Source organism: Amycolatopsis vastitatis (assembly GCF_002234595.1).
GTDB classification, from domain to species: domain Bacteria; phylum Actinomycetota; class Actinomycetes; order Mycobacteriales; family Pseudonocardiaceae; genus Amycolatopsis; species Amycolatopsis vastitatis.
Genome location: NZ_NMUL01000023.1, coordinates 16182 through 28805 on the forward strand (window position 1 = coordinate 16182; position 12624 = coordinate 28805).

Consider the following 12624-nt stretch of genomic DNA (forward strand, 5'->3'; position numbering starts at 1 on the left):
CCACTCCTCACTCGAACTCGAGGCTGTCGATGTCGTCCTGCGTCACCGAGACCAGCGCGACGTCGACCGGGGTCAACCCGCCCGCGTCCGGTCGCCCGGCGTGTTCGACCAAAGCCCGCAACGCCCGGAACCAGGTGTCGGCGATGTCGTGGACGTCCGCGTCGGACATCAGCTCGCCCGGCCACCCCCAGTCGGCGACCAGGTGCGGTCCGTCCGGCCGGTCTTCGGTCACCACACCGAGCTCCAGGGCGTAGAGCATCGGCACCCCGGGGTCCATGTGCGCGCGGACGACCTCGCGGCCACCCTCCAGCGACCAGTCCGTCGCGGACCCGGCGGCGAACCGGCCGAAGTAGTTGAACCCCACCTGTGGAATGTCCTTTCCGGACAGGAACGGCCGGGTTTCCGGGTTGAGGTGGCGGAGCATCCCGTAGCCGATCCCGTGGTCCGGCAGGGCCTGGAGCTGCTCCTTGATCCGGGTGAGGGCGGTGCCGACAGCCTCGCCGCCCGCCCACACCCGGGTCCAGTCCGGAGTGCCGAGATCGAGGTGGACCGGGAACGCGCTGGTGAACCAGCCCACGGTCCGGGAGAGCTCGACGCCATCCGCGATGTGCTCCCGGCCGTGGCCCTCCAGTTCGATCAGGACGCGGGCCTCGCCCGAACCGTGCCTGCGCCGCCGCCAGTCGCCGACCGCCAGCACCAGACCGGCGAGCAGGGCGTGGTTGATCTCCGTGCGGAACACCGAGGGGACCGTGGTGAGCAACGCCGAGGTGGTCTCGGGTGGCAGGGTCAAGGTCAGCCGGTGCGCGGTGGCGTAGGTGTCCCGGCCGTGGTCGATCGGGCGAGGAGCGACCGGCAGGTGCGGCTTGGCGAACTGACCGGTCCACACCGGCAGTTCGGCGGTGCGGGTCATCGCCTGTTCGGTGAGGATCCGCGACCAGCGGCGCAGCGACGTGCCGACCGGGTCCAGCGTGACCGGGATACCGGCGTCGACGGCGTGCCACGCGCTGATCAGGTCCGGCACCAGGATCCGCCAGGACACCCCGTCGACGGCGAGGTGGTGCACCATCACCAGGAGGCGGCTCGGCCGCTCCGCGCCGGCATCCAGCACGACGACTTGCGCCATGACGCCCCGCTCCGGGTCCAGGCGGGACCGGGCGGCCACGACCTCGTCCGCCAGCACGGCGTCCGGGTCGGCGCCCACCGCCACCCGCCGGATCAGGTCGCCCGCCCGGACGGCACCGCGTGGCAGGGCCTCCAGCCGCCAGCTCGCGTCCAGCCGCATCCGCAGCGCCGCGTGCTGGTCGAGCAGCGCCTGGACCGCGGTGGCCAGCGCGGCCTCGTCGAGCCCGGACGGAACGCGCAGCACGACGTACTGGTTGAGGCCGCGTATCAGGTCGTCGTGCACCTCGATGGCGTCCCGCAACCCGGCGATGATCGGCGTCAGCTCGATCTCGCCGGTTCCGTCGTCGCCGCCGGCCGCCCCGGTGGCCGCGACCGCGACCGCCGCCAGCGCGGCCGGGGTCTTGTGGTCGAAGACGTGCCGGGGTTCGAGGATCAGGCCTTCCTTGCGCAACCGGGCGACCACCTGCATGGAGGCGATGCTGTCGCCGCCGAGGGCGAAGAAGTTGTCGTCCACGCCGACCGACGGCAGCTCGAGCACCTCGGCCATCGCCGCGCAGAGGGCCTCCTCGACGGGGTTGCCGGCCGCCCGGCCCGTGGCCGCGCCGGCGAAGTCCGGGTCGGGCAGGGCGTCCCGGTCGAGCTTTCCGTTGACCGTCAACGGGAGTTCGTCCAGCACCACGATCGCGGCGGGGACCATGTAGTCGGGCAGCAGGGTGGCCAGCCGTTCCCGCAGCCGTGCCGGGTCCGCACCGGCGCCGACGACGTAGGCCAGCATCCGCCGGTCACCCCGCCGGCCCGCGCGCACCAGGGCGACGGCTTGGTCGACCCCGGGCAGCGTCCGCAACGCCGTCTCGATCTCGCCGGGTTCGATGCGATGTCCGCGGACCTTGACCTGGAAGTCGGTCCGCCCGACGTAGTCCAGCGTGCCGTCGGGCAACCAGCGCACCACGTCCCCGGTGCGGTACATGCGTTTCCCCGGCAGCCACGGGTCGGCCACGAACCGGTCCGCGGTCAGCGCCGGCCGGTTCAGGTAGCCCCTGGCCAGGCCGTTTCCGCCGACGTAGAGCTCGCCGGGCACGCCGGCCGGGACGGGGTTGAGGAACGGGTCGAGCACGTAGACTCGATGGCCGGCCACGACCCGGCCGATCGGCGGGCGCCCGCCCGCGACCAGTGAATCGCTGACGGTCACGCACACCGTGGCTTCGGTCGGGCCGTAGGCGTTGACCATCGTCCGGCCGGCCGACCACCGCTCGACCACCTCCGGCGGGCAGGCCTCGCCGGCCACCGCGAGCATCAGGTCGTCCGGCAGGGTGGCCTCGGCGGGCACCGAGCCGAGCACTGCCGGTGGCAGCACAGTCAGGTTGACCCGCTTGTCGTTGATCAGGTCCGCGAGCGGGGCACCCGCCCGCATGTCCTTCGGCGCGATCACCATCGCCGCGCCGCTGAGCAAGGAGACGCACAGCTCCCACACGGCCGCGTCGAAGCTCATCGAGGCGAACTGCAGCGACCGCGTGTCCGCACCGATGCCGAACCGGGTCGCGTGGTCGGCGGCCAGCCCGGCGGCGGTGATGTGGTGCACCACCACGCCCTTCGGCCGGCCGGTGGACCCCGAGGTGTGGATGACGTAGGCGGCGTCCCACGGTGACAACGGCCGAACGCGGTCGGCGTCGGTGGGATCGGTGTCCGGTTGCCCGGCCAGCTCCGCCTCGATCGCGTCCAGGTGCAGCGTCGCGACGTCCCCCGGCAGCGCGGGGCTGCCCGACGTGGTGAGCACCAGGACCGGCCGGGTGTCGGCCAGCAGGTAGGCGATCCGGTCGGCCGGGTGATCGGGATCGATCGGGGCGTAGGCCGCGCCGGTCTTGAGCACGGCGAGCAGGCTCACGATCATGTCCGGTGAGCGGGGCACCGCCAGCGAGACGACCTGCTCCGGACCGACACCCCTGGCGATCATTAGGTGCGCGAGCCGGTTCACGCGGCGGTTGAGCTCCCGGAAGCCGATCTCGGTGTCCTCGAACACCAGCCCGGTGCGATCGCCGGCCCGGCGCACCTGCGCTTCGAACACCTCCGGCAACGTCACCGCGGGCAACGGCGAACCGGTACCGGCCCACTCGCCGAGGATCCGCGCGCGCTCGCCGTCGTCCAGGACGTCGACGCGCCCGACCGGGGTGGCGGCGTCGGTGGTCATGGTCGTGAGAACCCGCACCAGCCGGTCGGCTATCCGCTGCGCGTCGGCCCGCTCGAACAGGTCCGGCCGGTACTGCACGTCCATGACGATCTGCTTGCCGGGGACGAAGATCACGCCGAGCGGATACGTGGACGCGTTGCAGATGCGGTGGTCGACGACCTGGACCCCGTCGGCGAGCACGCCGGAGCCGTCCACCGCCCGCGGGTAGCTGGTGTAGGTCACCGCGGTGTCGAACAGCTCGCCGATGCCGGCCATCCGCTGCACCTCCGCCAGACCGAGGTACTCGTGCGCGGCGAGGCCGAACTGCTGGTCCTGGACCGCCCTGAGCAGGTCCTCGACCGACCGGTGGGGCGCGAGGTCGACCCGAACCGGCAGCGTGTTGATGAACAGGCCCACCATGTCCTCGACGCCGGGCAGTTCGGCGGGCCGTCCCGACGTGACGCCGCCGAACACCACGTCCCGGCGGCCGGTCAGCCGGCCGAGCAGGATCGCCCAGGCGCACTGGACCAGGGTGTTCAGGGTCAGGTGCCGGCCGCGTGCCCAGTCGGCCAGCTCGCCCGACAGCCGCTCGGGCAGCGTGATCACCAGTGACTCCGGCATCACCGGCAGCCGGCCGGCGTCCGCGCGGACGAGCAGCGTCGGTTCGGTCAGGCCGGTCAGCACGCCTTGCCAGGCAGCCCGGGCGGCCTCGTCGTCCTGCGCCGCGACCCAGCCCAGGTAGTCGCGGTACGGCGTCACGCCGGGCAGCTCGGCGAGGTCGGCGCCGTTGTCGTACAGCGCGAACAGCTCCCGCACCAGGATGGGCATCGACCAGCCGTCCACCACCAGGTGATGCAGTGTCCACAGCAGACGGAACTGGTCCTCGCCCAGCCGGACCAGCGTGAACCGGACCAGTGGCGGCGTGGTCACGTCGAACCGGCGGACCCGGTCCGCGGCCACCAGCCGGTCCAGCTCGGCAGCGCGCTCGTCGTCCGGCAGCGCGGACAGGTCCACCTCCTCCCAGGGCAGGTCGACGGCGCCGGGCACGACCTGGATCGGCTCACCCGAGGACTCGAACCGGAACCCGGCGCGCAGGCTGCCGTGCCGGGCGAGCACGGCGGCGCCGGCCGCGCGCAGGGCGGCGACGTTCAGCGGGCCGGCCAGGTCGGCGGCCAGCTGGACGGTGTAGACGTCCAGTCCCTGCTGGTCGAACTCGGAGTGGAAGAGGAAACCCTTCTGCGAACCGGAAAGCGGGAGGATCTCGGTGCCGGCGTCCATCCGGGACACCGAGACCGTCGCCGCCGGCTGCGGGCCGCCGACCGGATGCGCGACGAGCGCGATGGCGGCCGCCGTCTTGTGCTCGAGGACGTCACGGGGGGTGATGACCAGGCCGGCCTTGCGCATCCGGCTGACCACCTGGATCGAGGTGATGCTGTCGCCGCCGAGGGCGAAGAAGTTGTCGTCGATGCTGACCCTGTTCAGGCCCAGCACCTCGGCCAGCACCTCGCACACGACCAGCTCTTCCGGTGTCCGCGGTGCCCGCCCGGCGTCCAGCACGCCGAGGTCCGGCTCCGGCAGCGCCGACCGGTCGAGCTTTCCGTTGGTGGTCAGGGGAAACGCGTCCACCGCCACGATCACCGACGGGACCATGTAGTCCGGCAGCCGACGCTGCACGGCGCCGCGCAGTTCCGCGGTGTCCGCGTCCGGCGCGGCGACGACGTAGCCGATCAGGCGGACGTTGCCGTCCGGATCGGCGATCACCCTCGTGACGGCGTCGGTGACCGCCGGCAACGACCTGAGTGTCATTTCGACCTCACCGAGCTCGACCCGGTGCCCGCGGATCTTCACCTGGTCGTCGCGGCGCTCGACGAACTCCAGCCGGCCGTCCTGGCGGAAGACCACCCGGTCACCGGTCCGGTACAGGCGGGCGCCGGCCTCGTCCGAGAACGGATCGGCCACGAACGCCGCCGCCGTGCCCCGCGGGTCGTGCAGGTAGCCGCGGCCGACGCCGATACCGCCGACGTACAGCTCGCCGACGACACCGATCGGCACCGGCCGCAGCTCGCCGCCGAGCACGTGGAGCCGGATGCCGCGGACCGCCCGGCCGATCGGGGTGCGGCTCGTCACGAGGTCCGGCTCGCCGGTGATGAACGCGTGCGTGACGTCGTCGGAGCATTCGGTCGGGCCGTAGGCATTGACGATCGGGACCGTGCTGCGAGCCAGCCACCGGGCGCACAGGTCGGGCGGCAGCGCCTCGCCGGTGACGACGAGCCACCGCAGCCCGGCCAGGTCCGGCGCGGGCCCGCCCGCCTCCCACAGGTCCAGCATGGCCCGCAGCAGCGACGGGACCACCTCGATCACCGTGACGTCGTCCGTGCGCGCCAGGCCGAGCATGGCGGTCGGGTCGGCGGCCACGTCCCGCCCCACGGCTCGCACGGTGCCCCCGACGATCAGCGGCGCCAGCATCTGCCACACGGACACGTCGAAGGTCACCGGAGCGTTCTGCACCACCGTGTCGTGCCGGGACAGACCGAGGTCCGCCACCTTGGCCAGCAGGTGGTTGACCATGCCGCGCCGGTGGACCATGGCGCCCTTGGGCCGGCCGGTGGAGCCGGAGGTGAAGATCACGTAGGCCAGGTCGTCCTCGAAGCCGCGGGGCGCCATGAGGTCGGCGTCCTCCGCTCCGTCGAGCACCACGACCGGGATGTCCTCGAACGTTCGGGCCACCTCGCGGTGTGCCTCGTCGACCACCAGCCACCGGGCCCCGCTCTCGGCCAGCAGATCCCCGATGCGAGCCACCGGCGCGGCACCGTCCAGCGGCACATAGGCACCCCCCGCCCCGAGGACGCCCAGCACCGCCGTGACGAAGCCGGCTCCGGGGTCGGCGAGAACGGCGACGAGGCCGTCCACCCTGCGGGCCACGGCGTTGGCCCTGGCGACCAGCTGGGCATAGGTGACCGAGCCGGCGTCGTCCACGACCGCGACCGCGTCCGGCATGTCACGAGCGTGGCCGCGGACGCGTTCGAGCACGCCCTCGAACCCGCCGGAAGGGGCGGTGTCGTTCCAGGCGGCCAGTTGCCGCCGTTCGTCGTCGGAGGCGACATCGAGGCCGGCGAACAGCGCGTCGTCGTCGGCGCGCGCGAAGCGCTCGAGGAATTCCACGAACCTGTCGAGGTGCGTCGCGAGTTCGACGTCCCGGTACAGATCCGGGTTGCCGTTGAGGTTGAGCTCGAGGCCACCGTCGGCGGTGTCCACCACGGTGACCGCGAGGTCGTTGGTGATCCCCGTGGACAGGTTGTGCACCGTTGCCCGGCACGGGCCGAGCGCCACCACCGGATCCTGCGGGAGCACGTTCACGAACGGGCCGCCGAACGGCCGGCGCTCGTCGCTGCGCACGCCGATGTCCCGCCGGATCTGGTTGACGTGGTAGCGCTGGTGCTTGAGCGCCTGGGCCAGCTCGGTGGAGGCCATTCCGAGCAGTTCGGCCCTGGTCATGTCCGGCCGCAGCCGGAATCGCAGCGGCAGGTAGTTGACCACCATGCCGGGCGTGGTGCGGGACCGGCCCGCACGCGCCGCGACCGGCGCGGTCAGCAGGATGTCGTCGGCACCGGAGAAGCGCTGTGTGTACGCGGCCATCGCGGCGATCATGAGCGTGGGCAGGGTCACCTTCGCGTCCTGCACCGCCTGCCGGATCGACGTCGTGGCCGACTCGGCCAGCACGGCGGTGCGGCGGAGGGAATCCCTGGCCGGCGCCGGTTCCTTGCCGGACAAGCTGATCATGTCGGGCAGGTCGGCGAAGTGGCGGCCCCAGTAGCGGCGATCCCGTTCCGCGTGCGCCGAGTCCGCATAGGACGACTCGGCTTCCAGCAACGGCCGGAACGGCGGAAAGGGCACGCCGGTGTCGACCCCGGTCACCAGGCCCTCGTAGATCTCGCTCAGCCGGCGATAGCAGATCGCGGCGCTGTAGCCGTCGGCGATGATGTGGTGCGTCGAGATGTACCAGAAGTGCCGCTGCTCGCCCAGTTTGATCAACGCGCACAGGAACAGCGGGAAGTCGGTCAGCGCCAGCGGCGTCTGGACATCGCCGTGCATGTAGGTCAGTGCGGCCGCCTCCGGGTCGGGCTCCGCGCTGACGTCGACCACCGGCACGTCCGGGACGACGTCCGGTTCGATCACCTGCCGTGGCTCGCCGTCCACTTCGACGAACCTGGCCCGGTAGCACTCGGCCTCGGCGACCAAGGTGGCGAACGCCGCGGTGAACGACCCGATGTCCAGCGGGCCCCGGATGTCGAGGTAGTCGGCCATCTTGTAGGCGAGGCCGCCACCGGAAAGCTTCTCGTCGAACCAGACATCGGTCTGCGCGATGGACAGCGGCAGGCCGGCCAGGTGTGTTGCCGTCATCGTGGCACCTCGGAAAGTCGGTGATCCAGGGCTTCGGCGCCGTAGATGTCCGTCACCCACTGGTCTTGGTAAACGGTGTCCAGGTATCGGTCACCGAGATCGGGCGAGATCGCCACCGTGGTGGACTTCGCGTGCCGCGGATGGTCCGCGAGCCATTCCATCGCTCCACTGAGGACGGTCCCGGTGGAGCCGCCGAACAGGAAGCCGCACTGCGCGAGGCTGCGCGCCATCCGCACGGTTTCGATCTCCGGCACCAGCACGACCTCATCCACATAGGACTCGTCGAGCAGCATCGGCCGTACGCCCATGCCGAGCCCCGGGATCATGCGTGGCCCGGCCGGCGCGCCGAACGTGACCGAGCCGACGCTGTCCACGGCGACCACGTGCACCGACGGCTTGGCCTTGCGGAAGAAGCGAGCACAACCCATCAACGTGCCCACGGTACCGGCACCGATGAACAGGACTTCGACGTCCGGGAACTCCGCCAGTATCTGCGGCCCGGTCGTCCGGTAGTGCGCCATCCAGTTGCCCGGGTTGGCATATTGGTTCAACCACGTATAACCGGCATTCTCCGCGCAGAGCCGCCGGACCTCCTGGAGCCGGGCACCGAGGAAGCCCTCCACGGGGTCGGGATCGGTGACCATGCGTACTTCGGCGCCGAGAACCTGCATCAGCTGCCGCGAGGTGAGCGTGCACCGGGAATCGGTCACGCACACGAACCGGTAGCCGCGGCTGCGCGCCACCAGGCTCAACGCGACGCCGAGGTTGCCCGACGAGCTTTCCACCAAGGTCGCTCCCGGAACGAGGGCGCCACTGCGCTCGGCGGTGTCGACCATCTCGGTGGCGGCCTTGAGCTTGATCGACCCGGCGAAGTTGAATCCCTCGCACTTCAGGTACAGGCGGTGCCCGAAGTGCGGCGTGAGGTCGACGAAGAGACGTTCGACGTTGAACTCCTGGGGAGTGACGATGACAGGCACGAGAGGTCAGTTTTTCCCGTAGCGGTCGAGTTCGTGGAAGAAGCCGTCGACGTGTCCGAGCTCGCCGGACTGCCGCAGCTGGTGGTGGACGTGCGCGCCCACGGCGAGATCGAGCACGCCCAGCCCGAACGGCGAGAACACCACCGGCTCGTCCGCCGGCGGCCGCACCCGGCCGGTCATCACGTCGTGGAGCGTGCCGTCCAGGAATTCCCGGTTCGCCACCAGCTGTTCGGTGAGGTGCACCGAGGTGCCGGCCTTCAGGCAGTGCTCGACGTCGTCGACGATGTTGGTCGCGGACAGGATGACGTCCGGCGCCAGGTCCCGCAACGACACGTGCAACACGATCGGAGAATGGTCGAACCAGCTCCGGTCGGATACATGAGGAGCTCCGGCAACGGTCGCGAACACCACCAGATCACACGAGCGCACCAGGTCTTCGACGCGATCGTGCAGCACGATCGACGCCTCCGTGCCGGCGTTTTCCAGGTAGCCGCGGAAGCCCTCGGCATGGCCGGCGTTCACGTCGTGCACGCCGACGGTGTCGAACGCGAAACCGATGCCGTCGAGGTAGGTGTGGATGTAGCGGGCGATCAGGCCGGCGCCGACGAAGCCGACCCGGGTGGGTCTTCCTCGCTCGCGGCTGAGCCAGTCGGCGGCCAGCGCGGCGGACGCGGCGGTGCGGGTCGCGCTGATGATCGAGCTCTCCAGGCAGGCGAAGGGATACCCGGTGGCCGGATCGTTGAGGATCAGCACCGCCGAGGCCCTCGGCAAGCCGGACTCCACATTGGCCGGGAAGCTGGAGATCCACTTCAGACCGTCCACTCCGGACTCGCCGCCGAGCGAAGCGGGGAGCGCGATGATCCGCGCGTCAGGGCGGTCGGGGAACCGGAGGAAGTACGACGGCGGGTTCACCGTCGCGCCCGTGCCGTGCTGCCGGTAGGTCGCCTCGATCAGCTCGACGATCCGTTTCTCCTGTCCGTGCAGCACCTGCCCGACCTGGGCACCGGAGATCACCGAAAACCTGGGGTTCGTCATCGCGCTCCTTACGCAAAGTCCTGTGTTGACAACCACGCCGGCCCGTCAGCGGCCGAACGCACCGGCCAGGTAGCCGTGGAAGACGTTGAGCCTCTGCATGTTCTCGGTGCCCTCCATGAACTCCACGCCGCGCGCGTCTCTGGTGAGCTTGTCCAGCACCGGGTGTTCCAGCCTGGCGCCGGGGCCGAGGAGCTCACACGCCTCGAGCGTGGCGTCCTCGGCCAGCCGGCAGGCCCGGGCCTTGGCCGCCGACGCCAGGTGGCCGTGGCCGCCGTTGGCGTCGACGGACATCGCGGCGGACCGGATCAGTCTCCGGGTGGCCTCGATGCGGCGGCCGAGGACATCCAGCCGGTCCCGCCCGTCGCGACCGGGCCGGTCGCGCTCGGCCAGCACGTACTCGTACGCGGCACGGGCGATGCCCAGCGCGATCGCCGCCACCCCGGGCCGCAACCGGTTGAACGTCCGGACGCAGGCCCACATGCCACGCTGTGCGGCGGAGAGATGGCTGCCCAGAACGTGCTCCGGCGGGATCTCGACCCGGTCGAGGGTGATGGCGCCGATCCGCGCGCCCCGCAGGCCGACGGTGTCGATCGGAACGGCCGTGTAGCCGGGCGCCGAGGTCCGCACCAGCGTGGCGACGATTCCCAGCGGGCCGGGTCTCGTCCTGGCGAACACCACGCCGAGACTCGCCCTGGTCGCGTTGCCCACGTACCGCTTCTCCCCGGTGAGCACGCCATCCGCCGACAGTGCGGTGCGCAGCCCGCCGGCGTCCGATCCCCGGTTGGGCTCGGTGAGGCCGAAGAACGTCCACTGTGGCCGTTCCAGCAGCTGTCCGTAGAACCACTCCTTCTGCTGCTCGTCGGCCAGCAGGTCGACGAGCACCCCGGACATGGACGCCCCCGGTGCGGCGAGGAGCGTCCCGGCGTCGGCACAGGCGAGCTCCTCCAGCACGACGGCGCGCTCCAGCGAGGCCATGCCGTAGAACCGATGTCCCGCCACCGTCATCGGCGGCGCCCCGTATTCCGGCGGAATGACCATGGTCGAGAGGTACCGGATCGCCGGCAGATCGAGGTGGTCGTTGATCGCGTCGGGGTCGCGATCGATTTCGAGAGCGATCGGGCGCAGGTCGGCGGCCCATTCGCGCACCTGCTGCCGCAAAGCCACGAGCCGGTGGTCCAGTTCACTCACGGGCACTCCCCGGCCGCGTGTGCGCCTCGGCGAGCAGCTCGGACAGGTACGCGGTCTCGCCCGGCCCGCCGGCGACGAAGCCGCTGGCGCCGAGCAGCCGCAGCAGCGTCCGCCCGGCCGAGGTGAGCTGCCGCTGCAGGTGGGTCGCCGTCGCCTCCGGCAGCGGCAGGCCTGCCCCCTCGAACTCGGCCAGCACCGCGCCGGCCTCCTGGTGCTCGATGAGGACGTCCGCCACCGAACCCATCACCATCTGCTGACGCAGCAAGGTGGTGTCACCGCACCGGCGGCCGCCGAGGTAGCCCACGCAGTGGTCGAGCAGGCCCTCGGAAAGTCCCAGCCTCAGCCACACCAGTCCCGACCGCCAGAGCTCGCCGCCGTCCCCCGGTTGCGAGCCGTGGTCGCGCTCCGGCACGTGCCGGAGCGCGACCACGGTTCCGCGTGCCAACGTCGTCTCCGAGCCGGCCGACCGGGCGAACACGGCGCCATCCACCCAGACACGATTCGCGGACACCGCGAGCTCGGTCGGCACCAGCGCGTGTCCGAGCGGGCCACACGGCAACAGCTCCGGCAGCGCGTGGGCGCACAGCATCGCCAACGCGGGGGCGAGTCCCCGCTTCCGTGCGGTGTGCCGGCAGGCGGACATCGCCGACTCGCCTGCCGGGTCCGCCCTCCGCAGCCCGGCCGGGTTCCGGTTCGTCATGTCGCCTCGTTCGCGTCGATGGCGCAGTAGCTCAGCTGGGCACGGGGCCGGTCGTGGTGGACGAGTACCGCGCCAGCGGCCGGCTCGTACGCGCCCCAGATCCCGGTGGCGGGCACCCGCCGGTCCGGCTGCCCCAGTCCGATCACCGGCAGGCCGCTGCCGATCCCGTCCGCGACCCGCGCGACCTCCCCGGGATCCACGCCGGGAATCCGGCCGGTCCGCACGCGCCCGCCGGGATCGAAGCCGAAGTGCAACGCCACCGCGGCGTCACCGTCCAGTTCCGCGGCGGACTCGTAGGGCACGGTCGACTGGTCGAACACGAGCACCAGCGCCCGCCGGCAGGAATGCCTGCGCACGTACTCGCCGGCCAGCCTGATCGCGGTGAACGCCGCGGAGCACGCCTGGTCCATCACGGCGAACACCAGCGGTTTGCCCGCGAACCGGTGCGAAGCGCCGGCCCCGGCCGATACCCGGGGGTCCAGGTCGGGGGTGGCGTGCGCGATGATCACCACGTCGACCGGGTCCAGGCCGTCGAGCATCGCGGCGGCCATGCCGGCGAACGTGTTGCCCGTCCCCCGCCGGAGAACCTCAGGCCGGTAGCCGATGCCGTGCAGCGCCGCGAGATCCGCGAAGTACTCGTGCAGCTCCGGATCGTCTGTCCGGCTGCCGCCGGCGGCGAAGCGTCGGCGGACCAGCCGGTCGAGGCGCAGCGGAAGCACGCCGTTCGTCCGGCCGATGGCGGGCGGTGCCGTCCGGTACATGCGCTACGCGCCCATCTCCGCCGACACGAAATCGGCGAGCGAGCGAACCGACTGGAAGTGTTCCATCCGCAGGTTCTCCGAGTCGAACTCGTGGCCGAGCTCGTCCTCGAGGTGCAGCAGCAGTTCCAGCACGCCGGTGGAGTCCAGGCCCAGCTCGAAAAGCCGGGTTTCCTCGGTGATCTCGGGCAACTCGGTGTCGAGCGCGTCGCGAAGCGCGGAATCGATGGCCAGCACGACCCGGTCGCGGTCCACGGCTTGGGTGGTCTCGTTCATCGT

7 protein-coding genes are annotated in these 12624 nt (G+C 71.4%); all 7 read right to left on the reverse strand.

Annotated elements, in window-relative coordinates; genetic code table 11:
* Window positions 1-7 precede the first annotated feature (7 nt).
* From CF165_RS22845 to CF165_RS22875, 7 genes are read right to left on the reverse strand one after another with little or no spacing between them, the layout of a single operon-like run.
* Window positions 8-7687 (reverse strand): non-ribosomal peptide synthetase, encoded by a 7680-nt coding sequence (locus tag CF165_RS22845; RefSeq protein WP_093949599.1) that lies wholly within the window; start codon window positions 7685-7687, stop codon window positions 8-10.
* Window positions 7684-8664 carry a 2,3-diaminopropionate biosynthesis protein SbnA gene (gene sbnA, locus CF165_RS22850; protein WP_093949600.1) on the reverse strand — a complete coding sequence of 327 codons (981 nt, stop codon included), beginning with the start codon at window positions 8662-8664 and terminating at the stop codon, window positions 7684-7686. Before sbnA ends, CF165_RS22845 begins: the two co-directional genes overlap by 4 nt.
* Window positions 8665-8670: 6 nt before the next feature.
* Window positions 8671-9699: a 2,3-diaminopropionate biosynthesis protein SbnB gene (gene sbnB, locus CF165_RS22855; protein WP_093949601.1), complete on the reverse strand. Its 1029-nt coding sequence runs from the start codon at window positions 9697-9699 to the stop codon at window positions 8671-8673.
* A gap of 45 nt (window positions 9700-9744) precedes the next feature.
* The gene (locus CF165_RS22860) at window positions 9745-10887 is read right to left on the reverse strand and encodes an acyl-CoA dehydrogenase family protein (RefSeq protein WP_240521739.1); all 1143 of its coding nucleotides are present in this window, start codon (window positions 10885-10887) and stop codon (window positions 9745-9747) included.
* Entirely contained in the window at window positions 10880-11587 is a 708-nt protein-coding gene (locus tag CF165_RS22865) for a DUF2786 domain-containing protein (protein WP_240521740.1), read from the reverse strand. Before CF165_RS22865 ends, CF165_RS22860 begins: the two co-directional genes overlap by 8 nt.
* Window positions 11584-12348 carry a beta-ketoacyl-[acyl-carrier-protein] synthase family protein gene (locus CF165_RS22870; protein ID WP_093949603.1) on the reverse strand — a complete coding sequence of 255 codons (765 nt, stop codon included), beginning with the start codon at window positions 12346-12348 and terminating at the stop codon, window positions 11584-11586. Before CF165_RS22870 ends, CF165_RS22865 begins: the two co-directional genes overlap by 4 nt.
* Before the next feature lie 3 nt (window positions 12349-12351).
* The gene (locus tag CF165_RS22875) at window positions 12352-12621 is read right to left on the reverse strand and encodes a phosphopantetheine-binding protein (RefSeq protein ID WP_093949604.1); all 270 of its coding nucleotides are present in this window, start codon (window positions 12619-12621) and stop codon (window positions 12352-12354) included.
* Window positions 12622-12624 lie beyond the last annotated feature (3 nt).

Bases quoted from the DNA above. Each gene is read 5' to 3' on its own strand.
- CF165_RS22845 (WP_093949599.1), bottom strand. From the start codon at position 7,687: ATGACGGCAACACACCTGGCCGGCCTGCCGCTGTCCATCGCGCAGACC.
- CF165_RS22875 (WP_093949604.1), bottom strand. From the start codon at position 12,621: ATGAACGAGACCACCCAAGCCGTGGACCGCGACCGGGTCGTGCTGGCC.
- CF165_RS22865 (WP_240521740.1), bottom strand. From the start codon at position 11,587: ATGACGAACCGGAACCCGGCCGGGCTGCGGAGGGCGGACCCGGCAGGC.
- sbnB (WP_093949601.1), bottom strand. From the start codon at position 9,699: ATGACGAACCCCAGGTTTTCGGTGATCTCCGGTGCCCAGGTCGGGCAG.
- CF165_RS22870 (WP_093949603.1), bottom strand. From the start codon at position 12,348: ATGTACCGGACGGCACCGCCCGCCATCGGCCGGACGAACGGCGTGCTT.